Source organism: Pseudomonas oryzihabitans (assembly GCF_006384975.1).
Lineage (GTDB): Bacteria > Pseudomonadota > Gammaproteobacteria > Pseudomonadales > Pseudomonadaceae > Chryseomonas > Chryseomonas psychrotolerans_B.
Genome location: NZ_CP021645.1, coordinates 435,739 through 458,087 on the forward strand (window position 1 = coordinate 435,739; position 22,349 = coordinate 458,087).

The 22,349-nt window shown below is 65.7% G+C and carries 23 protein-coding genes; 11 read left to right on the plus strand and 12 right to left on the minus strand.

Features of this window, described 5'->3' with window-relative positions:
• Positions 1-17 precede the first annotated feature (17 nt).
• Positions 18-740 carry a Mut7-C RNAse domain-containing protein gene (locus tag CCZ28_RS01910; protein ID WP_140215443.1) on the plus strand — a complete coding sequence of 241 codons (723 nt, stop codon included), beginning with the start codon at positions 18-20 and terminating at the stop codon, positions 738-740.
• Here the strand turns inward: CCZ28_RS01910 and CCZ28_RS01915 are convergent.
• Entirely contained in the window at positions 737-1,570 is an 834-nt protein-coding gene (locus tag CCZ28_RS01915; RefSeq protein ID WP_140215445.1) for a DUF1206 domain-containing protein, read from the minus strand. The genes CCZ28_RS01910 and CCZ28_RS01915 overlap by 4 nt on opposite strands.
• A 141-nt stretch (positions 1,571-1,711) precedes the next feature.
• Between CCZ28_RS01915 and CCZ28_RS01920 the strand changes: the two genes are divergently transcribed.
• Entirely contained in the window at positions 1,712-2,185 is a 474-nt protein-coding gene (locus CCZ28_RS01920; protein WP_140215446.1) for a GreA/GreB family elongation factor, read from the plus strand.
• A 254-nt stretch (positions 2,186-2,439) separates the two neighbouring features.
• Here CCZ28_RS01920 and CCZ28_RS01925 read toward each other — a convergent pair whose 3' ends face one another.
• The 5 genes from CCZ28_RS01925 to CCZ28_RS01945 form a co-directional block, all read right to left on the minus strand.
• Positions 2,440-2,727 (minus strand): hypothetical protein, encoded by a 288-nt coding sequence (locus tag CCZ28_RS01925; RefSeq protein ID WP_140215448.1) that lies wholly within the window; start codon positions 2,725-2,727, stop codon positions 2,440-2,442.
• A gap of 16 nt (positions 2,728-2,743) precedes the next feature.
• A complete protein-coding gene (locus tag CCZ28_RS01930) occupies positions 2,744-3,769 on the minus strand; it encodes a TerC family protein (protein ID WP_140215450.1) in 1,026 nt (341 codons plus the stop codon).
• Positions 3,770-3,912: 143 nt separating this feature from the next.
• A complete protein-coding gene (locus CCZ28_RS01935) occupies positions 3,913-4,344 on the minus strand; it encodes a DUF4440 domain-containing protein (RefSeq protein WP_140215451.1) in 432 nt (143 codons plus the stop codon).
• Between the two features lie 125 nt (positions 4,345-4,469).
• On the minus strand, positions 4,470-4,781 hold the full coding sequence (locus tag CCZ28_RS01940; RefSeq protein WP_140215453.1) for a DUF6482 family protein: 312 nt from the start codon (positions 4,779-4,781) through the stop codon (positions 4,470-4,472).
• A gap of 90 nt (positions 4,782-4,871) precedes the next feature.
• Positions 4,872-5,774 (minus strand): LysR substrate-binding domain-containing protein, encoded by a 903-nt coding sequence (locus tag CCZ28_RS01945; protein ID WP_140215455.1) that lies wholly within the window; start codon positions 5,772-5,774, stop codon positions 4,872-4,874.
• A 198-nt stretch (positions 5,775-5,972) separates the two neighbouring features.
• Here CCZ28_RS01945 and CCZ28_RS01950 point away from each other — a divergent pair, with 198 nt between their 5' ends.
• From CCZ28_RS01950 to CCZ28_RS01970, 5 genes are read left to right on the plus strand one after another with little or no spacing between them, the layout of a single operon-like run.
• A complete protein-coding gene (locus CCZ28_RS01950; protein WP_058765008.1) occupies positions 5,973-6,800 on the plus strand; it encodes a transporter substrate-binding domain-containing protein in 828 nt (275 codons plus the stop codon).
• Between the two features lie 10 nt (positions 6,801-6,810).
• Positions 6,811-7,473, plus strand: a complete 663-nt coding sequence (locus tag CCZ28_RS01955) for an amino acid ABC transporter permease (RefSeq protein WP_140215457.1) — start codon at positions 6,811-6,813, stop codon at positions 7,471-7,473.
• Between the two features lie 7 nt (positions 7,474-7,480).
• Positions 7,481-8,158 carry an amino acid ABC transporter permease gene (locus CCZ28_RS01960; RefSeq protein WP_140215459.1) on the plus strand — a complete coding sequence of 226 codons (678 nt, stop codon included), beginning with the start codon at positions 7,481-7,483 and terminating at the stop codon, positions 8,156-8,158.
• Between the two features lie 11 nt (positions 8,159-8,169).
• The gene (argH, locus tag CCZ28_RS01965; RefSeq protein ID WP_140215461.1) at positions 8,170-9,669 is read left to right on the plus strand and encodes an argininosuccinate lyase; all 1,500 of its coding nucleotides are present in this window, start codon (positions 8,170-8,172) and stop codon (positions 9,667-9,669) included.
• Positions 9,666-10,403, plus strand: a complete 738-nt coding sequence (locus CCZ28_RS01970; RefSeq protein ID WP_140215463.1) for an amino acid ABC transporter ATP-binding protein — start codon at positions 9,666-9,668, stop codon at positions 10,401-10,403. Before argH ends, CCZ28_RS01970 begins: the two co-directional genes overlap by 4 nt.
• A 215-nt stretch (positions 10,404-10,618) precedes the next feature.
• Here CCZ28_RS01970 and CCZ28_RS01975 read toward each other — a convergent pair whose 3' ends face one another.
• The 4 genes from CCZ28_RS01975 to CCZ28_RS01990 all read right to left on the minus strand — a co-directional run bounded on the left by CCZ28_RS01975 (position 10,619) and on the right by CCZ28_RS01990 (position 15,136).
• The gene (locus CCZ28_RS01975) at positions 10,619-11,671 is read right to left on the minus strand and encodes a lipocalin-like domain-containing protein (protein ID WP_140215465.1); all 1,053 of its coding nucleotides are present in this window, start codon (positions 11,669-11,671) and stop codon (positions 10,619-10,621) included.
• Positions 11,661-14,120, minus strand: coding sequence for an ABC transporter permease (locus CCZ28_RS01980; protein WP_140215466.1), 2,460 nt, complete (start codon positions 14,118-14,120; stop codon positions 11,661-11,663). Before CCZ28_RS01980 ends, CCZ28_RS01975 begins: the two co-directional genes overlap by 11 nt.
• The gene (locus tag CCZ28_RS01985) at positions 14,117-14,782 is read right to left on the minus strand and encodes an ABC transporter ATP-binding protein (RefSeq protein ID WP_140215468.1); all 666 of its coding nucleotides are present in this window, start codon (positions 14,780-14,782) and stop codon (positions 14,117-14,119) included. The genes CCZ28_RS01980 and CCZ28_RS01985 overlap by 4 nt, the downstream gene beginning before the upstream one ends.
• 63 nt (positions 14,783-14,845) lie before the next feature.
• The gene (locus CCZ28_RS01990) at positions 14,846-15,136 is read right to left on the minus strand and encodes a hypothetical protein (protein WP_140215470.1); all 291 of its coding nucleotides are present in this window, start codon (positions 15,134-15,136) and stop codon (positions 14,846-14,848) included.
• Positions 15,137-15,391: 255 nt separating this feature from the next.
• Here CCZ28_RS01990 and CCZ28_RS01995 point away from each other — a divergent pair, with 255 nt between their 5' ends.
• From CCZ28_RS01995 to CCZ28_RS02005, 3 genes are all read left to right on the plus strand, one after another.
• Entirely contained in the window at positions 15,392-16,168 is a 777-nt protein-coding gene (locus CCZ28_RS01995) for an FKBP-type peptidyl-prolyl cis-trans isomerase (protein WP_140215472.1), read from the plus strand.
• A 150-nt stretch (positions 16,169-16,318) separates the two neighbouring features.
• Positions 16,319-16,783 carry a YkvA family protein gene (locus CCZ28_RS02000; protein WP_058765028.1) on the plus strand — a complete coding sequence of 155 codons (465 nt, stop codon included), beginning with the start codon at positions 16,319-16,321 and terminating at the stop codon, positions 16,781-16,783.
• A 6-nt stretch (positions 16,784-16,789) separates the two neighbouring features.
• Positions 16,790-17,161, plus strand: a complete 372-nt coding sequence (locus tag CCZ28_RS02005) for a hypothetical protein (protein WP_140215474.1) — start codon at positions 16,790-16,792, stop codon at positions 17,159-17,161.
• 3 nt (positions 17,162-17,164) lie between these two features.
• Here the strand turns inward: CCZ28_RS02005 and CCZ28_RS02010 are convergent, their stop codons facing one another.
• Together CCZ28_RS02010 and CCZ28_RS02015 are read right to left on the minus strand one after the other, a co-directional pair.
• The gene (locus CCZ28_RS02010) at positions 17,165-18,910 is read right to left on the minus strand and encodes a bifunctional diguanylate cyclase/phosphodiesterase (RefSeq protein ID WP_140215475.1); all 1,746 of its coding nucleotides are present in this window, start codon (positions 18,908-18,910) and stop codon (positions 17,165-17,167) included.
• Positions 18,911-19,003: 93 nt separating this feature from the next.
• Positions 19,004-21,085 carry a carboxy terminal-processing peptidase gene (locus tag CCZ28_RS02015; RefSeq protein WP_140215477.1) on the minus strand — a complete coding sequence of 694 codons (2,082 nt, stop codon included), beginning with the start codon at positions 21,083-21,085 and terminating at the stop codon, positions 19,004-19,006.
• A 236-nt stretch (positions 21,086-21,321) separates the two neighbouring features.
• On the opposite strand from CCZ28_RS02015, the gene CCZ28_RS02020 reads away from it, so the two are divergent.
• Positions 21,322-22,284 (plus strand): NAD(P)H-quinone oxidoreductase, encoded by a 963-nt coding sequence (locus CCZ28_RS02020; RefSeq protein WP_205894629.1) that lies wholly within the window; start codon positions 21,322-21,324, stop codon positions 22,282-22,284.
• Positions 22,285-22,349: the final 65 nt, after the last annotated feature.

Here is a 22,349-nt window from a genome sequence, read left to right on the forward strand (position 1 = left end):
CCTGGCATAGTGAGGCCATGACCCAGGCCAGTTTTCGCTTCCATGGTGCCCTCGAACGCTTCCTGGCCCCGGCCCATCGCGGCCGGGCGATCTGGGTCGAGTGCGCGGCGGTGGCGAGCGCCAAGCATCAGATCGAGGCGCTCGGCGTGCCCCATACCGAAGTGGGGCTGCTGCTGATCAATGACCAGAGCGCCGCGCTCAGGCAACGCCTGGCTGATGGCGACCAGGTAGTCGTGCATCCAGCCCGGGCGGCTGAGGGGGAAATCCAGGGTGGGCAGCAGCCGGCAGGGCGTCCGCGCTTCGTCGCCGATGCTCATCTGGGCGCCCTGGCGCGGCGGCTGCGCATGGCCGGTTTCGACACTCTCTACGACAACGCCTACGCCGATCCCGCCCTGGCCGAACTGGCCAATCGCGAAGAACGCATCCTGCTCACCCGGGACCGGGAGCTACTCAAGCGGCGCAATGTACTCCTGGGCTGTTACGTCCATGCCTTGCAGCCCGAGGCGCAACTGCGCGAACTCTATGAACGCCTGGCCTTGCGGGCCTGGGCGGCGCCGTTTTCCCGTTGCCTGGCCTGCAATTCGGGGCTTCAGGCAGTAGATCTTGCGCAGTTCAGCGAGCGGGTACCACCGCGCGTGCGGGAGCGTCATCGGCATTTTCTCTACTGCCCCCAGTGCGACAAGGTGTTCTGGGAGGGGAGCCATTGGCAGGCCATGCGCCAACGGCTGACGCTGGTCTAGCGCGGCAGCACCTGGCGTAGCGACCCGCCGACGTCCGGCAGGTCCATCTCGATGCGCCGCCAGTAGGCTTCGGCGAAGCTGTAGAGGGCGAAGGCGATCAGGCCGAGGCCGACCACCGACAGGATGAGGGTGCCGAAGGGCAGGTTCTGCAGGCCGTTCAGCGCATCCTTCATGCCTGGGGGATGCAGCGCCTGGTAGCGCGAGCCACTGATCATCAGCAACACGGCGATCTCGACGAAGGCCACGCCACGGGCGACCAGACCGAAACGGCCAATGGGGCGAATCAGGCGAAGCTGTTCGGGACTGGCTTCGAGATAACGCTCGAAGCTGGCTTTCCAGCCCTTCACGAAATGCGCCAGGCCCACGCCCAGGGGGATGAGCGCGGCGACGTACACCAGCAGGTTGGAATAGCGCCAGCTGAGCAGCAGTTGCAGGAAGTCGTTGGTGTTGCCGCCCGAGCCGCCGCTCTGGCGCAGGCCGCTGACCAGCAGGCCGAGGGCGAAGAAGGCGAGGGCGCCATAGGTGATACCGCCCACCAGCAGGCCGGCGCGAATCACCAGGCCCTTGGGCTTGCGACCGTGGTCGTCGACGTCGCGTAGCGCCTGCAGGATGCGCCAGGCGGCGAAGGCCACCAGGCCCACCACCACCAGGCCGACCAGGAAATGGCCGAAGGGTTGGGTGAGCAGGGCTTCCAAGCTGTCGTGGCTGTCCGCCGGCTGACCGGAGCCCCGGGCGGCGAGCAGGGCGAGCACCCCGATGATCAGGTAGACGAGGCCACGGGCGGCGTAGCCGCTACGGGCGAGCAGGGTGAGTCCGGTACGGGTGCGCATCTGTTTGATCCTGTTACATCTTGCCTTCTACTGACCGGTGGCTCGCGCACGGGTTCTGGCCAGCGGACGGACGCTTCGCCCAGGCTGGCGGGGCGAAGAGTTTAGCCTTAGGCTCGCACCCTTTGCCCCGGCGATGGCTTCATGGACAAAGCACGACTGCTCACCCTCATCCTTCAGGCCCTGGAACAGGACCGCGACGTGCTTCGCCAGCAACTGGCGGCCAGCCACGAGGCGGCCACCCACAGCGAAAGCAAGGCCGAGAACAAATACGATACCCGTGGCCTGGAAGCCGCCTATCTGGCCGACGGCCAGCGCCGCCGCTTGCACGAGATCGAGCTGGCCCTGGCGGCCTACCGGGCGTTGACGCCAGTCGCGATGGACGACGGCATCCGCGTCGGCGCCCTCATCGAATTGGCCACGCCAACGGGTAGTCGCTGGCTGTTCCTCGGGCCGGATGGCGCAGGCCTCCGGGTGAGGTTCGAAGAGCAGGAGGTCTTGGTGATCTCGCCGCGGGCACCGCTTGGTCAGGCCCTGCTGGGCCGGGACGAGGGTGATGAGGTCGAGGTCAAGGTAGAGGGCAAGGTACATCGCCAGGAAATTGTGGCGGTGTATTGACCCTCCAGGGTCCGTCGTAGGTTGGGTCGAGCGTAGCGAAGCCCAACCTCGTCCAAGATCGAACACCCTTGTTGGGCTTCGACGGTGGAGCCGTCTCAACCCAACCTACCCGACGACACCGTAGGTTGGGTTGAGCGCAGCGAAGCCCAACATTGCCCAACATTGAGCACCCTTGTTGGGCTTCGCCGATGAAGCCGTCTTAGCCCAACCCAAGCGCCATCGCGGTCGTAACCCTGATCAGGGCGATAGAGTCTTCAAGTCTCCACTCCCTCCACCGACTTGCCGACCCTGCCCGGTGGCGCTTCTTCCTTCTCCTGCTTCGGCCCATGCTGATCCAACCAGGCGCGGCCCTGCTTCTGGGCTTCGTCGACCTTCTTGTTGAGTTCGTCGAGGGTGCCGCCCAGGGTTTCCCGGGCCTGTTCCCGGGCGGCCTGTTCCACCTTGGTGGCGAAGCTGTCCGCGGCTTTCTCGGCGCTGTCACAGCCGCCGAGACCGAGGAGCAGGAGGATGCTGGCGAGGCCGAGGGTGGTCTTGAACATCATGATCTTCTCCCTTTGCTCACGAAGGTTTCTTCAGCGAGTCGTGCGCGGCATGACCCGCAGAGGCGTTCTTGGCCTCGCCACGGGTCTTGTACAGCGACACCAGCACGCCACCGGCCAGCAGGCCCAGGGTCACGCTCAGGGAAATCGCCGGCGGGATCTTGCCGATGATGCCCACTAGGAAGATCTTGCAGCCTATGAACACCAGGACCAGCGCCAGGGCGTACTTGAGGTAGGCGAAGCGATGGATCATCGCGGCCAGGGCGAAGTACAGGGCGCGTAGGCCGAGGATGGCGAAGACGTTCGAGGTGTAGACGATGAACGGGTCCTGGGTGATGGCGAAGATGGCCGGCACGCTGTCCACGGCGAACACCAGGTCGGCGCACTCGATCACGATCAGCGCGAGGAACATCGGCGTCACCCAGAGCACCGTCTTGCCACTGGCATCGGGCTTGCGCACGAAGAAATGCTCGTTGTGCATCTCGTCGGTGACGCGCAGTTTCTTGCGCAGGAATTTGATGAAGACGTTGTCGTCGAGGTTGGGCTCTTCATCCACCTTGGCGAACAGCATCTTGACCCCGGTGATCACCAGGAAGGCGCCGAAGATATAGAGGATCCAGTCGAACTGGTGGATGAGTGCCGCGCCCAGGCCGATCATGATGGCGCGCAGCACGATCACCCCGAGGATGCCCCAGAACAGCACCCGGTGCTGGTATTCGCGGGGGATGGCGAAGAAGCCGAAAATCACCGCCATCAGGAAGACGTTGTCCATGGACAGCGACTTCTCGATGAGAAAGCCGGTGACGTAGTCGAGACTGGCGTCGGCGCCCTTGAGCTGCCAGACGAAGAGGGCGAACAGCAGCCCCGCACTGATGTAGCCAGCGGAGAGCAGCAGGCTCTCCTTCACCTCGATGGGTTTGTTCTCCTTGTGGAGCACACCCAGGTCGAAGGCCAGCAGGGCGATGACGACGGCGAAGAAGGTGAGCCACATCCAGGTGGCGGTGCCGAGGAAGTCGGCGAAGAAAAATGCATGCAGGGCGTTCATGAGCCCCTCCTTAGTCAAGTTTCAAGACTATGACTCGACATGGCGGCTTAAGCCGTCAGAGGGGCCCGGGTCACCCAGACAGGATTTAGAACTGACGCACATTCGGCAAGGACTGCATCTTTACAAAATGCAACCGCTCTAGCTCAGGCCTCTCGGGAGGAGTGGTGGCCGGTGATCAGCCAGCGACCGTCGATCTGCTCGAAGGTGAAGAGAAAGCGGGCGGGGACGCTGACGACGGCGTCGCCCTCGTGGTAATGGAAGACATAGAGACCACCGACCACCACGGTACTGAGCTTGCTGCTGACCCTTTTCTTGAAGATCTGCACGTCGCACACCAGGCCTTCGTTGGCGAGGAAGTTGCGGAAGTATTCGCGGCGGCTGTCTTGGCAATCCCGCACTTCGTTGGACAGGGTCGGCACCAGGATGGCATCCGGCGCATAGAGAGCGAGGATGGCCTCCACATCACGGGTGGCGACGGTCGCGGCCCAGGTATGTAGGGCAGCCTTGGCGCCGGCCAGGCAGGCGATCTCTTCATTGGAGCGGGCGGGCGCCGGGGCGGGAATAGCGTCTGACATACGATGATCCTCAAACGATGCTGAATTGTTATATTATAACAATTCAGCATCGTTTGGTTCTTGGCAATCACCGCTTGATAGGGTCTAGTTGCAGTGGGAGCGGCAGCCCGGAAATATTCAGCGGATCAGCGATTTTCCACCTTGGACCGCAGCGGGATTTCCTCGCGGGAATCGGTCTGGGTCTCGGGCTGGCCCACCATCTCCTCATAGACCGCCGGCTGGGCGATGAACAGGCGGACGTCCTTGACGTCGTCGAGGATGCGGCGCGCTTCTTCCACCGAGGCCACATGCAGGGTCGCGCCCTTGTCGTCGGCGACCGGAACCGAGGTGCCCTCCACCAGCGCATGGATGACGTAGGAGCCACCCTCCATGGAGACCAGGTTGACTTCCTGTACCGCGCCGGCCTTGACCTGCTGATTCAGCTCTTTGACATTCATCGAGACACCTCGGTTATCACGCTAACGAACCCTGCGCAGTGGCTAGGGGTGGATATGGATTCGAGGTGGGAGCGGTGCCGGGAGTTCCGGTCATTGCCATTGCCGCACGGCTTCCTGCAGGGTGGCGCGGATCTCCGCGGCAAAGGCCAGGGTGAGGGTGCCGGCTGGGCGGTGATCGGCCAGCAGCAGATAGCTGGTGAAGCGGATCGCCGGCTGGAAGGGGCGCATTTCCAGGCCGGCGTGCAGGTAGTCCAGCGCCACCAGGGGACTGACGATGCTGACGCCCAAACCGAGGCCGACCATGGCGCAGATGGTGGCGGCATAGGGTGTCTCCAGATTCAGTCGACGGCGTTCGACCGGTTCCTGGAAATGGCGGTCGATGCGCGTGCGGGTGCTGTCGCCCGGCACCAGCGAGATGAATTCCTCGCCGGCCAGGTCGGCCGGTGTCACCTCGCTGAGTTGGCTCAGACGATGTCCGCGCGGGAAGACGCAGACTCCGGGCACGTCGCTGAGCAACTCCGCCGCCACGCCCGGTAGCTGCTCACCCACATAGGAGGCCAGGCCCAGGTCGCAGAACTGGGAGGCCGCCCAGTGCGCCACCGTGGGGGAATCGCTGGTGTGGATGGTGATGGCCACCTGCGGGTGCCGCTCGCGAAAGCGTTGTACCACCCGCGGCAGCAAGGTGAGCGACAACGAAGGCACCGCGGCGAGGCGCAGCCGTCCGGTGCCGCCCTGGGCGATGGCGCGGGCCGAGGCCTGTAGGCTGCCCAGGCCGACGAAGGCGCGCTCCACGTCGCGGAACAGCGCCGTGCCTTCCTCGGTGGGCAGCAGGCGTCCGGCGATGCGCTCGAACAACCGGAAACCGCAGCTGCGTTCCAATTGGCCGATGAGTCGGCTGATGTTGGGTTGCGAGGTATGTAGGGCCTCGGCGGCTGCGGTCATGGAGCCAGACAGCATCGTCGCGCGAAAGGCTTCCACCTGCTTCATGTTCATCCGCTCACCCCATATCAGATCCGTATGGCTGCCTAGCGTATTGGCATTTGCCAGCATGGCGCCATAAGTCTTACAAAAGACCCAAGGCGCAATGAACGCCAGCCACAGACGACCCCCCGCTGCACCCTTCGATCTGCCCTCGTAGCCCTGCCGCCGGCCACCGGCCCCGCGGCTGTCACCGCTCTTCTAGGAGGCAACATGTCGTATCGCGCGTTTACCGGTGCCGTCCTGGCGCTGGGTCTGGCCAGCCTGGTGCAGGCTGCAGCCTTGCCCCCCGTACCGCCCGCCCTCACCGAAGCCGGTACGTTGCGCGCCGGGGTGCGTTGCGATCAGCCACCCTATGGCTACCAGGACAGCAACGGCGATTTCGCCGGCGTGGAGGTGGAGATGTCCCGGCAGATCGCCGAGTGGGCATTGGGCTCCCGGGACAAGGTGAGCTTCACCTGCGTCACCGCCGAGAACCGGGTGCCGCAACTGCTCGGCCGCAAGGTGGACATGCTGATCGCCACCCTCGGGGTGACGCCGGAGCGGCAGCGGGTGATCGACTTTACCACTCCCTATCGCTGGGGCGCGAGCGATGTGCTGGTGCGCAAGGACAGCGGCATAGATTCCATCGCCGCCCTGCGTGGCAAGACCCTGGCCACCCTCAAGGGCTCGGTACAGGCCAAGTGGTTCGAAGACCACGAGCCGGAGATCAAGACCCTGCGCATGAACAGCGCCGCCGATGCCCTGCAGACCTTTCGCCAGGGCCGGGTCGATGCCTATACCCACGACGCCGCCACCCTGGTGGTGGTGACCGCCCACGACGACAGCGTCCGCCTGGTGGGCGAGCCCTTCCAGATTTCCGACGCCGCCATCGGGGTGCGCAAGAACGAGGCCGAGTGGCGTGACTACCTCAGCGCCGCCGTGGCGCGCATGCACGAGGAGCACCTGTTCCGTCCCTGGGTGGAGCGCCTGGTCCCGGAGAACATCCGCAGCTACTACCTGAGCGTCTTCGAACAGCCGCGGCCTGCGGAACGCCACTAGGAGCGCGGCGATGGACTTCGATCTGGACTATCTTTGGGCCCAGTGGCCGGCGCTGCTCGACGGCCTGCTGATGACGCTCAGGGTCTCGCTGCTGGCGATAGCACTGTCGCTGGTCATCGGCGTGGTCGGTGGGGCGGTTCGGCTGTTTCGCGTGCCGTTGCTGGCGCAACTCGCCGCCGTCTATGTCGAGGTGATCCGCAACACGCCGATCCTGGTGCAACTGTTCTTCATCTTCTACGGCCTGCCGGCGGTGGGCCTGGGGCTGTCGCTGTTCTGGTCCGGGGTGGTCTGCCTGTCGCTGTGGGCGGGTGCCTACCAGATCGAGAATCTGCGCGGCGGCCTGGCGACGGTGGAGCGGGGCATGCGCGAGGCGAGCCTGGCGCTCAATCTCAAGCCCTGGCAATTCTTCTGCCTGATCGCCTTGCCCATCGCCGTGCGCACCGCCTTGCCGGCGGTGCTCAACACCGCCATCTCGCTGCTGAAGAACTCTTCCTACCTGCAGGCCATCGGCCTGGCCGAGCTGACCTTCGTCGCGGTGGATCGCATCGCCACGGATTTTCGCGCCCTGGAGATGTTCAGCGCCATCTGCGTGCTCTACCTGGGGCTGGTGGCGGTGCTGGCCCTGGCTACGCAGCGCCTGTCCGCCCACCTGCAACGACCCTTTCGGCAGTGAGGCGAGCATGAGCTTCTTTCTGGAAAACTGGAATTTCGTGGTCAAGGGCCTGCTGATGACCCTGCAGTTGGCGCTGGTGGTGCTGCTCTTCACCACCCTGGTCTCGGCGGTATTCGGAGTGCTGGCCACCTTGCCGCAGCGCTGGCTGGGTTGGCTGATCCACGGCTACGTCGAGTTGTTCCGTTCCATCCCGCTGATCGTCAACGTCTTCTTCATCTTCTTCGGCGCCCCGCTGCTGGGGCTGGACCTGTCGCCCTTCGCCGCGGTCACCACCGGCCTGACCCTCTGGGGCAGCGCCAACGGCATCGAGATCGTCCGCGGCGGCTTGCAGGCAGTGCCCCGGCACCAGTGGAAGAGCGCCTGGGCGCTGGGCCTGCCGCGCTGGCGCATCTACCTGCACATCGTCGGGCCCCAGTCGCTCAAGGCCATCCTGCCGGCCTATACCGGACTGCTCACCCTGCTGGTCCAGGCCACCTCCCTGGGCGCCCTGGTTGGGGTGGGCGAATTCCTCAAGACCGGCCAGACCCTGATCGAGCGCACCACCATGATGACCGGCGCCAGTCCGGCCTTCACCGTCTACGGCACGGTGCTGCTCGTCTACTTCGTCATCTGCTCGCTGCTCAGCTGGCTCAGCCGCTACCTCGAGCGGCGCCTGGGTCGTCCGCTGACCCGCAATCCGTCCTAGAGAGGCATCCCATGCAAGAATCCAAGGTCAGCCGTCGGCTCCGGGAGGCCACCGCGCCCGAGGTCTGCGACTTCATCTATGCCCCGCGCCTCGCCGGCTTCGCCGAGGGCTTTCCCTATCTGGGTGACGTCAACAAGGCCCATGTGGTGATGCTCGCCGAACAGGGGCTGATCGACCGCGCCCAGGCTGCCGCCCTGGCGCGCGGCATCCTCGACTTGGAAGCTGCGGGTCCTGGCGCGGTACCCCTCGACCCGCTGCGCGAGGATGCCTATTTCAACTACGAGGCGGCGCTGATCGAACGCCTGGGCACGGACGTCGGCGGGCGGCTGCACATCGGCCGCAGTCGTAACGACATCCTCGCCACCCTGGATCGCCTGCGCGCCCGGGATGTCCTCGCCGAGGTGTTGGAGACGCTGCAGCAGGTGCGCGCCACGGCCCTGGAAGGGGCCGAGCGGCATGCCGCCACGGTCATGCCGGGGCATACCCATCTGCAGCCGGCGCAGCCGATCACCTATGGCTTCTATCTCGCCGGCGTGGCCCAGGCCCTGGAGCGCGACAGCCTGCGCCTGGCCGCCACCCTCGACAGCATGAATCAGAGTCCGCTGGGTGCGGCGGCCTTCGCTGGCACGCCCTTCGCCATCGACCGGGCGCGTACCGCCGAGCTGCTCGGCTTCGACGGCTACCTGGACAATGCCCTGGACGCCGTGGCCTCCCGCGACTTCATTCTCGAAGGCCTGTCGCACCTGAGCTTGCTGGCGGTGTTCTGGAGCCGGGTGGCCCAGGACTATTTCGTCTGGGCCACCCATGAATTCGGCCTGGTGGAGTTTCCCGACAGCGTCGCCGGCACTTCCAGCATCATGCCGCAGAAGAAGAATCCGGTGGTGCTGGAGTACCTCAAGGGCCGCAGCGGCCACATCGCCGGACTGCTGATGGCCGCCACCATGACGGTCAAGGGCACCCACTTCAGCCACAGTGGCGATGCCAATCGCGAAGGCACCCGCGGCTTCTGGGAGGCCGCGGAGGAAAGCCTGCGCTGCCTGCGGCTGTTGGATCTGGTGCTGCGTACGGCGCAGCCCGAGGCCGCGCGCGGACTGGAGCGCAGCGCCCGGGATTTCTCCACCGCCACCGGCCTTGCCGATCTCATCGTGCGCGAGGGCGGACTGTCGTTCCGCGAGGCGCACCATGTGGTGGGCGCCGTAGTACGCCAGGCGTTGGACGCGGGGCTGCCCGCTCACGCCATCGACAGCGCCATGCTCGACCAGGCCGCCCAGGCGGTGATCGGTCGCCCCCTGGGGCTGGACGCCGCGCGCGTCGGCGAAAGCCTGGACCCCACCGCCAACGTCGCCTCGCGGCAATCGCCCGGCGGTCCTGGTGCCCCGGCCCTGGCCCGGACCCTGGCGGCCGCTCGGGCGCGCCTGACCCTGGAGCGGGAGCGCCAGGAGGCCCGGCGCGCCCGGCAGGTGCAGAGCCAGGCGCGCCTGGACGCCAATCTGCGGGCGCTGACCCAATGAGCGCACTGCTGAAGGTGCGGGGCCTGAGCAAGAGCTTCGGCGAACAGCAGATCGTCCGTGGCGTGGACCTGGACGTCGCCGCCGGCGAGGTGGTGGTGGTGATAGGGCCCAGCGGTTCGGGCAAGTCGACCCTCATCCGCTGCCTCAACAGCCTGGAAGAGCCTTCAGCCGGCACCGTGGAGCTGGACGGCGTTCCGGTGCACGCCGGCGACCGTCGCGCCCTGGCGACGCTGCGGCAGAAGGTCGGCATGGTGTTTCAGGACTACACCCTGTTCCCGCACCTCTCGGTGCTGCGTAACCTGACCCTGGCGCCGGTCAAGCTCGGGCGGCTGAGCGCCACCGAGGCCGAGCGCCAGGCACGGACGCTGCTCGCGCGAGTCGGGCTGGCGCACAAGGCCGACGCCTATCCGGCCGAACTCTCCGGCGGTCAGCAGCAGCGGGTAGCCATCGTCCGGGCGCTGGCCCTGCAACCGCAACTGTTGCTGTTCGACGAGCCGACGTCGGCGCTGGACCCGGAGACGGTCAACGAGGTGCTGGCGATCATGAAGGACCTGGCCCGGGAGGGCATGACCATGATCGTGGTCACCCACGAGATGGGCTTCGCCCGCGAGGTGGCGGACCGGGTGCTGTTCTTCGACGCGGGCCGCATCCTGGAAAGCGGCGCTCCGGCACAGTTGTTCAGCGCGCCCCGGGAGGCCCGCACCCGGCAGTTTCTCGCCAATGTGTTGCACTAGGCTCTGTACGAAAAGTCGCCGAGCGAAGGTTAGGCGAGGCCTAGGCGGCTCCGCGAAAAAAGCTGAGGAAGTGGATCGGAGTCGCGCTCGACCGGGCTCGCGAACGAGTTTACAAATGGTAAATGAGCATTGCGACGGGGCCGCCTAGGAGGGCCTGGCCATCCAGGCCTTTTTCAACGAAGCATCACCGAGCGCAGGCATTTTTCGTACAGAGCCTAATAGCCCGTCATCTCCAAATAGCCCACCCCCTTGGCGCTACCCTCCACGCTGACCGGGCCCTCCCAGTAGGGGGTGCCCAGGGCCATCCAGGCGTTGGGGTTGAGCGCGCTGATGCGCAGGTCGACGTCTCGCCCCGGCAGGATGATGGACCAGCGCACCGGCACCTCGCGGCCGGCTACCGGGTGCGTTGACAGGGGCGCGAGGCGGATGTCGCCGGGATGCAGGGGCTGGTTGTGGCCGTCGGCGGCGATCAGGTTGCCGAACAGATAATGCTGGCCATCGGCCTGGCGCAGGCGATAGAGCATCAGCTGGCGACCGTCGTCCAGGTGCAGGGAAAACCAGTCCCAACCAAGCTGGTCCGCCGCCAGGTGCTGGCTGCTCCACTCGCGATCCAGCCAGGCCAGCCCCTGCACCGGGATACGCCGGCCCTCGATCTCCAGTTCGCCCTGGGCCTGGAAGAACGGCTGACTGTAGTAGTAGGACGCCTGACCGCTGGCGGATTTGCGACTCACCCCGCCTTCGCCCTGCAGCACCAGCGGGCCGGTAGCGACGAGGTCCAGTCGATAGGCGAAGCCCGGGCCTTGGGCTTGGACCTCGGCCTGGCCCGCTAGATCACCTTGCAGACGCCAAGCGTCGATCCAGGCGGCGAAGGGGCTGGCCGTTACCCCGGCCTGGCCGACGCCGCCCCGCGCCTGGGTCTGGGCGGAGAATTGCCGCGTCTCGGTGGTGAGTCCGGCATGGCCCAGCCAGAGATTGCCGTTGCCCCAGCCGGGTTGGTCGGCCGCAGGCCGCAGCGCGCTACGGAACAGCGTCCACTGCACACCGTAGCGATGGCCGGCGGCGTCGCTGAGATTGGCGGTGACGTACCACCACTCGATGCGAAAATCCGGATGGGCCCCGTGATCCGCCGGGAAGCTGAAGACCTTGCCGGGCACCACCGGCGCGAAATGCTCGCTGCCCTGGCCTAGCCCGGCGAAGCCTTCCGGGGCCGGTTTGTCATCGCAACCGGTCAGCAGCAGGAGCGCGACCAACAGGGCCCTAGCGTTCATTGCCGAGCTCCCGGAGCAGGTCCAGCGGTTGGCTGCGCCTGAGTCGCAGCAGGGGCCAGGCAGCGGCCAACAGGGTCGCCAGCAGGGCGATACCGGCAAGCGCCAGCAACTGACCGGGGAAGACTTGCAGCGGTAGACGCCAGCCAAAGGCCTGTACGTTCACCACGGCCACCAGGCACCAGGCGAGCAGGATACCCAGCGGAATGGCCAGGGCCAGGGTGAGGAGCGCAAGGCCCAGCAGTTGCCCAAGGCTGAGCAGGATCAACCGCGGACGTTCGATCCCCAGCGCCCACAGCGGCGCGAGTTGGCCGAGGCGGCGCTGCGCCTGGCCGAGCAGGGCGATGAACAGCGCCAGCCCGGCCACTGCCAGGGTCAGGGCGTTGAGGGCTGCGGTGGCGCTGAAGGTGCGCTCGAACACCTGGTCGGCATAGCGGCGCAACTGACCCTGGTCGATGGAGCGACTGGCATCCAGGCCGAACTGCTGCTGTAGCCGTTCACGCAGGGCATCCACCTGGGGCGGTGCCAGGCGTACCACGATGCGGATCAGGCTCGCCTCCGGCCACAGCGCGCGCAACCGTGGCTGGGGCAGCAGCAGATGGCCGCGCGGATTACCGTAGTCGGCATAGGTGGCGAGGATGGGCGCGGACCACCTGCCCTGGCTACCCTGCAATTCGATCCGCTGGCCGGTCGTCACCTGCAGGCGCCGGGCCAGCTGTTCGCTGAGCATCACCCCCTCACCGGCGAAGAAGGGTGTCCAGGCGGCGGCCCGGGCATCGAGTAGCGGCCAGTGCTCGCGATAGAGCTCATCGTCCACCACGCCGCTCAGGGTCGTCGGTTGTCCCTGCAAGGTGATCTCCTGTTCGTACACGGGCAAGACCGCCCGGACAGACTGCTGGCTCGGTAGCCAGGCTTGCAGGGCCGCCGCCTGGTTGGCGTCGGTCGGGCGCAGGTAGAGTTCGGCTGTCAGGCGTTGATCGAGCCAGCCGTCGAAGGTGCGGCGAAACCCTTCGGTCATGCTGCCGGCGCCGACATTGGCTGCCAGGGCCAGCAGCAGCGCCATCAGTGCCTGGGACAGTCCGGGCAATTGCTGCCGCGCATCGGCGAGGAACCAGCGGGCAAGCGGCCGCTGCGCCCGCTGCAGCAGCAGGTCCAGCACGGCACTCAGCAGCGGTGGCAGGGCCAGGGCCGCGGCCAGTAGCAGACAGCCGAGCAGGGCAAGTCCACTGGCCAGGCTGTTGCCACCCAGCAACAGGCCCAGGCCCAGCAGCGCCACCAGCAGCGCGGCCAGCGCCTGGCGCCTGAGCCAGCGGCCATGGGCGGCGCGCCAGGCTTCGCCCTGGGCCAGGGCCAGCACGGGTAGCCGCGCCGCGCGCCAGAGGCCGTCAGCCCCGGCCAGCAGCGCACCGCCCAGACTCAGTCCGAGTCCGGCCAGCCACCAGGCCGGGCTCAGGGTCAGGCTGCCGGCCACCTCCGCGCCATAGAGCCCGCGCAGGCTCGCCGCCACGTCCGGCAACAGCAGGGCCGCCAGGCCATAGCCACTCGCTACGCCCAGGGCACCCGCCAGCAGGGCGATGAGGGCCAATTCCAGCGCCAGCGCCGTGACCAGGGTTGCCGCCGCGAGGCCACAGGCGCGTAGGGTGCGCAGTAGGGGGCGACGCTGTTCCAGGGCCAGGCCAATGGCGGCATGGACGATGAACAGACCCACGGCGAAGGCCAGTAGGCCGAGCGCCAGCAGATTGAGGTGGAAGCTGTCGGTCAGTCGCCCCAGTTCGGCACCCTGGTCGTTCTCCACCCGGTGCAGGCGGGTACCCTCCAAGGGCGGCAGATCGCGCTGGAAGGCTTTGGGCAGGATCAGCCGTGACAGCTGGTCCGGTGCATCCAGCAGCCGCTGCGCCTGTCCGATATCCACCACCAGCATCCCGGGCGCCAGACCCGGACGGTGCTGGAGCGGCGGCAAGGCCATGCCGTCCGTACGCCGCAGCACCTCGCCTTCCCGCAGGTGCCATTCACGCAGGGTTTCCGGGGCGATCCAGGTAGTGCCCGCTGGGCTGAGAAAGTCGAACAGGGCGGCGGGCGGTGCGCTGGCCGCAACGCCGCCATCGGTGGGCAGGCTGACCGGCTCGATACCCAGCAGGGGCACTGGACGTTCGCGTCCCGCCAGGGCCAGCCGTCCTTGCAGCACGGGCGAGACCGGCCAGCCCTGGCGACGCAGGTCGACGAACACCTGCTGCGGGAAGCGACCGCCGTCGCGCGCCTCCAGGGCGGCCTGGTTGGCGCCGAACAGGGCACTGGCCTGGGCATAGCTCTGCCGCGCCTGGGCGTTGAGCGCCAGCACGCCGATGAGCAGGGTAGTGGCCAACCAAAGTCCCGCCACCAGCCCGGCGAGTTGCAGCGGATGGCGTCGCCAATGACTGGCGAGGCTGTGCAGGCTCCAGTAGAGCAGTCTCATGGGGCCGCGCCGCTCAGGCGCCCCCGTTCCAACTGCAGGGTACGGTCGAGCTGGCTGGCGATACGAGCGCTGTGGGTGACCATCAGCAGACTGCTGCCGGTCTCCGCCACCAGCTCCAGCAGCAGGGCCAGGGCCTGGTCGCCGCTGGCTTCGTCGAGGTTGCCGGTGGGTTCGTCCGCCAGTAGCAGCGGCGGGCGCGAGGCGAGGGCTCGTCCCAGGGCGACGCGTTGTTGCTGACCTCCCGACAATTGCTCGGGATAGCGATCCAGTAGGGCGGCAAGCCCCAGCCTGGTGGCCAGTTCGGTCTGCCAGTGCGGATCGTGGCGGCCGGCCAGACGCGCCTGGAAGGCGAGGTTATCCCGCACCGTGAGGCTGGCGATGAGATTGAATTGCTGGAAGATCAGCCCGATGCCCTCGCGGCGCCAGGCGGCCAGGGCGCCTTCGTTCAGGCGGGACAGCTCACGACCTGCCACCTCGATACGGCCACCATCGGGTCGGTCGAGGCCGGCGACCAGATGCAGCAGGGTGCTCTTGCCACTGCCGGATTCGCCCATGAGGGCCAGGCTGGCGCCCCGGGCCAGGGCGAGATCGACGCCACGTAGGACGGGTAGGGGGCCCTGGGGCGTCGCATAGCTCTTGTGCAGATCGGTGATGGTCAGCATCGCGCCTCCCGCGCCGGTCGTCATGGACAGTCGACCGGGCGCCGGCTGCGTCGTTCGGTCCGGCTAACGGCGTTTCGAGTTGGCCTTGCCGGCTTTCTCGTCCGCCTCGCGCTGCAGGCGCTCGCATTTGCGGACCATGGCGAGGTAATACACGGCACTGCCGACGAACAGAATGATGGGCAGGGCCATGGACATCTGCAGCAGGTCGCCGGGGAAAGCGGAGGGCACCCAGTGGTGGTAGAGGAGGATGCCGATGGCCAGCAGTACCGAGTACAGCAGACCATAGCCACCGGCCTTGCGCGATTCGCGGGCAAGCTCCAGGGGCGGGCGATTCAGATCATTGGGCTCGAACATGAACGTCTCTATCAAGCGCTGAGGAAGGCGCCAGTTTAACGCCTGGGACGGCGTCAGTCGTGCCCTTGCGGCTGGCGGTCGCAGCCCGGCAGCAGGCACGCCTGCACCTCGTTCACGCAACGTTCAGGCAGACCTAAGCTTGAAATCTTATCCTTTGCAGCCATTTAGAGGCCTGGCCATGGCAAGCGAGCAGGTCTCCTTGTAAGCTCGATCAGTTATTTGAACGCGCACGATGCGCACGGATAAGGAATCAACATGAAACAGTATCGGTTAGCAGCAGCGGTGGCCCTGGTGGGTCTGGTTCTGAGCGGCTGCGACTCCAAGCCCAAGGTCGAACTGGAAAGCCCGGCCCAGAAGGCGTCCTACGGCATTGGTCTGAACATGGGCAAGAGCCTGGCCCAGGAAGGTATCGACGATCTGGATCCCAAGGCCGTCGCCCTCGGTATCGAAGACGCCGTCGGCAAGAAGGACCAGAAGCTGACCGATCAGCAACTGACCGAAGCCTTCGCCGCCCTGCAGAAGCGTGCCGAAGAGAAGATGGCCAAGGTCAGCGAAGACAATGCCAAGGCCGGCAAGAAATTCCTCGAAGAGAACGGCAAGAAGCCTGGCGTCATCACCACCGCTTCCGGCCTGCAGTACGAAGTGGTCAAGAAGGGTGATGGCCCGCAGCCCAAGCCCACCGATGTGGTCACCGTGAACTACGAAGGCAAGCTGGTCGACGGTACCGTGTTCGACAGCTCCATCAAGCGCGGTACCCCGATCGACCTGCCGGTCAACGGCGTGATTCCGGGTTGGGTCGAGGCGCTGCAACTGATGCACGTCGGCGAGAAGATCAAGCTGTACATCCCTGCCGACCTGGCCTACGGCGCCCAGAGCCCGAGCCCGGCGATTCCGGCCAACTCGGTACTGGTGTTCGACCTGGAGCTGCTCGGCATCAAGGATCACGGCGCTGCGGATGCCGAAGACGCCCCGGCTGCACCGGCCGCCGACGCGGCACCGGCAGCGACCGAGAAGGCACCGGCCAAGAAGTAACGGGCCGCACCAAGCCCTCAAACGCCCTGCTTGCAGGGCGTTTTCCATTGGGGTACCGGGAAACCCTCGCGGCCCTTTGCGATCAGAGTGTTAGCATGCCGTGCCGCATAGGCTCGCGCACCGGCCATGTCCCTAACGTTCGAGGTGCCCATGAAGCCGCCGAAGAATTTTGATCGCTATCTCGGTATCGCCCAACGCCTACTGATTCGTGGACGCCTGCCCGCCTTGCTGCTGGGGGTGGCGCGCAAGACCCGCCAGCGTGGTCTCAAGCTGGGTGATGCGCGCGATACCCTGAACCTGTTCCATCAACTGCTGCTGGCCTGGTGGCGCGGCCAGTACCGGGGCATCAGCCGCAAGACCCTGCTGACGGTGGCCGGTGGTCTGGTCTACTTCCTGCTGCCCATCGATCTCATTCCCGACTGGGTACCCATGTTCGGCCTGCTCGATGACCTCGCCGTATTGGCCTGGATCGGTAAGGCCTGTAGTGGCGAGCTCGACGCCTTCCGTACCTGGCGCGACAATAGATCCGCCACCCAGCAGGCCGCCCTGGCCGCGCTGCCGGACAAGCACGAGCGCCCCGCACCGGGTGTGGCCCTCGACCAATTGCGGGACTGAGTTCTCTTGAGTGTACGTATCAGCCGCCAGCATTGGTTGGCCCTGCTGGATGAGTTGGAAAGCGCTCGGCGCAGCCGCAGCCTCCTGACCTACCGCTCGCTGATCGAGCGGTTGGGGCTACCCCAGCCGGCCATGGTGACCCTGACCACCGCTCTGGAATACCTGGCTGCCCTCGACCGCCGCGAAGGCAGGCCACTGCGCAGCGCTCTGGTCGTGAGCCAGAGTGGCAGCCGCATTCCCCGTGAGGGCTTCTTCGACTGCGCGCTACGGCTGGGCGCCCTGGAGGGCTCGCCGCAGGTGAGCGATGCAGTCAGCTGGCATGCGGCCGAGGTGACCCGGGTGTTCGAACACAGCTATCCCGATCACCGTCAGGAATAGGCCTCAGGCGCGCATCAGGTGCAGGCTATAGCCGGGGACCATCTTGGCATTGCGCTTGGCTTCCGACGCCAGACCTGCCAAGGCGCTGGCATCCACGCGCTTGCCGGCATCCTGATCCAGTTCCACCACCCCGAGCGACAGCGACAACAGCGGATACTCCCGCCGGCGGCCGTCCCGGTCGTAGGCCAGGAAGCAGCCGGCCTCCAAATGCTCGCTGCGATAGAAATGCCGGCAACGCTCTTGGAAGGCGGCCATCAGGCCATTGAGTCGTTGGCGCCAATCCGTGGAACCCAGCACCACCAGGAAGTCGTCACCGCCGATGTGGCCGACGAAGTCCTGATGCGGGTCCAGGCGCTCGGACAGCGTCTGCGCCAAGCAGAGCAACACCTCATCGCCCTTGGCGTAGCCGTATAGATCGTTGAAGGGCTTGAAGCCATCGATGTCGACGTAGCACACCACGGCTTCGCGGCGCTGATCCAGCAACCGGGTCAGGCACTGCTGGATGGGCACGTTGCCCGGCAGCTGGGTGAGCGGGTTGGCATGCTTAGCCTGCTGGATGCGCTGTTCGGTGATCAAGCGCAACAGGTCCATGACCCGGCCGACCCCGACGTAGCGACCACCTTCGGTGATGATGAAATCTTCTTCGATACGCTGGCGCGCGCGGGCAGTGAGCAGGCGACTGACCTGTTGCAGGGACTGGGTGGTTTCGGTCGCCAGGAAGTCCTGGCTCATCAGCCGCGCGATGGGCTTGCGGGCGAACACCTCGTGGGCGAAGGGCTTGAGCAAGGCCGAGCTCAGTTCATGGTGATGGATGATGCCCACCGGTCGATCATCGTCGTCCACCACGGCCAGGGTGTTCAGGCTGGGTTGCAGGCGAAAGCGCTCCAGGACATCGGGGATGAGCATGTCCTGGCCGACCGCCACCTGTTCGATCCTGAGGCTGGCGATGGTGGTCGACTCTTCGGCGAGCTCGGGACTGCGGGTAACGATGACCGGCAGCAGGGTCTGGATCTCCCGCGGCGGCGTCGCGCTCGGCCGACTCAGTAGATAGCCCTGGACCAGGTCGACGCCCATGTTCGCCAGCGTGGACAGTTCCTCGTGGGTCTCGATGCCTTCGGCGATCACCCGTGCCCGGGAGGCCTCGGCCATCTTCAGGATGGAACCGACGAACTCGCGCTTCACCTGGTCGCGGTGGATGGACTCGATGAAATGGCGGTCGATCTTGACGAAATCGGGGCGCAGTTCCGACCAGCGCCTGAGGCTGGAATAGCCGGCGCCCAGGTCGTCCAGGGCAATGGAAAAGCCCATGGCGCGATAGTGGTGCAGGGCGGTGGCCAACAGTGCGAAGTCGTCGATGGGGGCCTGTTCGGTCAGCTCGATCACCACCTGGGCCGGCGAGAGCCCCAGCCGCTGCAGCAGCTTGAGAGTCTGACCGGACTGGTGCGCAGGCTCCAGGAGGGTTTCCGGGCAGACGTTGAGAAACAGCAGCCCTTCCAGGCCCAGTTCACGAAAGCTCTGACAAGACTGCTGGCGGGCGGCGATTTCCAATTCGGATAGGCGCCCTGCCTGGCGTGCCGTGGCGTAGAGCGGCAGGGGCGAGTGCAAAGGAGTGTTGGAGGCGCCACGGATGAGCGCCTCATAGCCCAGGATCCGGCGCTCGCTGAGGGACACTATGGGTTGGAAGAGCGAATGCAGCTCCCGATTGGCAAGAATGCGCTCCAACACTCCAGCCTGGTCATTCAGTGTCATGGTTAAGCCTGCGAGAACCCTATAACGAAAATGCCCGGGGGCCGTCTTTAGCGGCCCCCGGGCATTTCACGACAGTCTTGTGACGTTTTGATGTCAGCGCTTGGGCGGGGTATGGCTCAAGTCCAGGTAGTCCAGCAGTACATGGCCGGATTCCATCAGATAGGCATCGTCCTGGGGCTTGGTCTTGTTGTCGTCGAGGGCCGGGTTGTCCTCGTCGATCTTCTTCAGCTCCTTGAGCGGCGCCTCACCCTTGGCTTTGCGCTTCTCGTTCTCCATGGCCAACTGGCGCTGGTCGAGGGCATCCTGCTCGGCGCGGCGCTTCTGTTCGTTGAGGCTGACCGTGGTATCGGCGGCCAGCTCCTCGGCGAGCTTGAGGCGCTCCTTGGCGAAGATGAAGTCCGGATCCTTCTGTACCCGGGTGTCATGACGCTTGATTAGATCCTTCATGTAGGGCGCGAAGGGGTTGTTCGGATCGCTGATGACCGGGGCGATGGTGTCCCAGGGCATGGAGTTGGGCAGGGCGCTCTCGCCGATCTGCTTGGTATCCACCACAGCCGGGTAGTCGATGTCCGGCAGCACGCCCTGGTGCTGGGTGCTCTGGCCGGAGACCCGGTAGAACTTGGCAATGGTTAGCTTGAGTTCACCGTGATTGAGCGGTTGGATGGTCTGCACCGTGCCCTTGCCGAAGGTCTGGCCACCGAGAATGAGCGCGCGGTGGTAGTCCTGCATGGCGCCAGCGAAGATCTCCGAGGCCGAGGCCGAAAGCCGGTTGACCAGTACCGCCAGAGGGCCCTTGTAGTAGGCGCCGCCTTCGTCGTCGTTGAGCACCTCGACCTTGCCGTCGCCATTGCGTACCAGCACGGTGGGGCCCTGGTCGATGAACAGGCCGGTCAGTTCGGTGGCTTCCTGCAGCGAGCCTCCGCCGTTGTTGCGCAGGTCCAGGACGATGCCATCGACCTTGTCCTTCTGTAGCTCGCCAATGAGCTTCTTCACGTCACGCGTGGTGCTCTTGTAGTTGGGGTCGCCGGCACGATAGGCCTTGAAGTCGAGGTAGAAGGCCGGCACGGTGATCACGCCGAGCTTGTAGTGCTTGCCTTCGTGAAGAACGTCGATCACGTGCTTCTGGGCAGCCTGCTCCTCGAGCTTGACCGCCTCACGGGTGATGGTGACGATCTTGGTCTTCTGGTCGCTTGGGGCGTTGCTCGCCGGGATGATCTCCAGGCGTACCTTGGAGCCCTTGGGTCCGCGGATCAGCTTGACCACCTCGTCCAGCCGCCAACCGACCACGTCGACCATCTCGCCGTCGCCCTGGGCCACGCCGACGATCTTGTCGCCGGGCGCGACCTGCTTGGACTTGTCCGCCGGACCAGCCGGCACCAGGCGCAGGATCTGCACGTAGTCGTTGTCGTTCTGCAGCACCGCGCCTATGCCTTCCAGCGACAGGCTCATGTTGATGTCGAAATTCTCGGCGCTTTCTGGCGAGAGGTATTCGGTGTGCGGGTCGTAGGACTCGGCGAAGGCGTTGATGTAGGTCTGGAAGACGTCTTCGCTGCGGATCTGGTTGAGGCGTGCCAGCTGATTCTTGTACCTCTTGGTCAGCTGCTGCTGGATCTGGGCGTCGGTCTTGCCGGAGAGGCGCAGTCGCAGCACCTCGTCCTCGAGCTTGCGCTTCCAGAGATCGTCCAGAGCAGCCGTGTCGGCCGGCCAGGGCGCCTTCTCGCGATTGGTGTCGAAGCTCTCGTTGGTGTTGAAGTTGAGCTTGTCGATGCCGGCGCTCAGTAGCCCCAGGCCATAATTTAGTCGCTCGGCCACGCGCTGGGCATAGCGACGGTAGATGGCGAAGCCCGGTTCGAGGTTGCCCTGCTTGAGGTAATCGTCGAAGCGGGTGCGGGACGCATCGAATTCGCGAATGTCGGCGGCATTGAAATACAGCCGCGCGGGATCAAGCATCTTCAGATAGCTGTCGTAGATCTTGATCGACTGGGCATCGTTGAGCGGTGGCTTGCTGTAATGATGGCGCTTGAGCAGCTCGACGATGTTGAGGCTGGCGATGACCTGGTCGCGGTCGGGTTGCAGCTTGTCGACGCTAACCGGTGAGTTGGACTTGGCGTAGAGGGGCGTTGCGACGACGCCAAGCATTACAACGAGGGCGGTACGGGACAAGAGCTGCTTCATGTGTATTCGACTAATGCACGGAAAGGAATAGGCTATAGGCCGTCCCGGGCCCGGGCGGTTCCGCGGCCGAGGGAAGTATGACGGGCGCTGACGAAAGTCGTCTGGAGGCGGTCTGAGGGTGGGAGCGACAAGTAGACGCGGCTGTGACAGCCCTCCGTCTTCGGGTCCGCTCGACTCCCGCAGAACCCGCCGGCGCAGGCGCTTTTCGTCAAAGCCTGAGCCACTATGGAGGCACCGTGAACGCATTGCAAGGTATCGAAGGGCAACTGGAATGGCAGTCATTGAGCGCTCGCGCTCTGGCGCCAGGGGAAATCCGCATCCGCGTAGCGGCTGCCGGTCTCAACCGCGCCGATCTGCTGCAATTGGCGGGAAATTACCCGCCGCCGCCCGGTGCGCCGGCTACCCTGGGCCTGGAGTGTTCGGGCGTGGTCAGCGAGACCACCGCGGATTCGCGCTGGCAGGTGGGTGATAGGGTCTGCGCGCTGCTGGCGGGAGGCGGTATGGCCAGCGAGGTCGTGGTGGACGGTCGCCAGGCCGCCGCCGTACCCGAGGGCGTGTCGCTGATCGAAGCCGCCGCGCTACCCGAGGTCTGGGCGACCGCCTGGAGCAATCTCTTCGATCTGGCCGCCTTGCAGCCGGGCGAGAAAGTCTTGCTGCACGCCGGAGCCAGTGGGGTCGGCTCGGCGGCCATCCAGCTGTGCAAGGCCTTCGGCAATCCCTGCTGGGTCAGCGTGGGTTCCCAGGAGCGTCTGGCCCACTGCGAGCGCCTGGGCGCCGAAGGCGGGGTGCTGCGCAAGACCGATCTGGAAGGCCTGCGGGACTTCGCCCCCTTCGACGTGATCCTCGATCCGGTCGGCGCGGGTTATGCACCGCTCAATCTGGACCTGCTGGGCCGGGATGGTCGCTGGGTGCTGATCGGACTCATGGGCGGGCGCGAAGCCGAACTGGATCTGGCCAAGATCCTCGGCAAGCGCATCCGCCTGATCGGCTCGACGCTGCGCAACAGGTCCGTCGAGTTCAAGGCCAAGACCATGCTGGCGCTGGAGGAAAAGGTTTGGCCGCTGTTCGCCAAGGGGCAGCTGAGCGTCAACCTGGAGCGCCGCTTTTCCGCCCAGAACGCCGAGGCCGCCTTCGCCGCTCTCGAAAGCAACGAAGTGAACGGTAAGGTGGTGTTGGTGCTGGATGAAGGGCTGGAGTAACTTTTAGATGTTGATATCGCGGCCATGGGCCGCTCCTACAAAGTGAATCAAGACCTGTAGGAGCG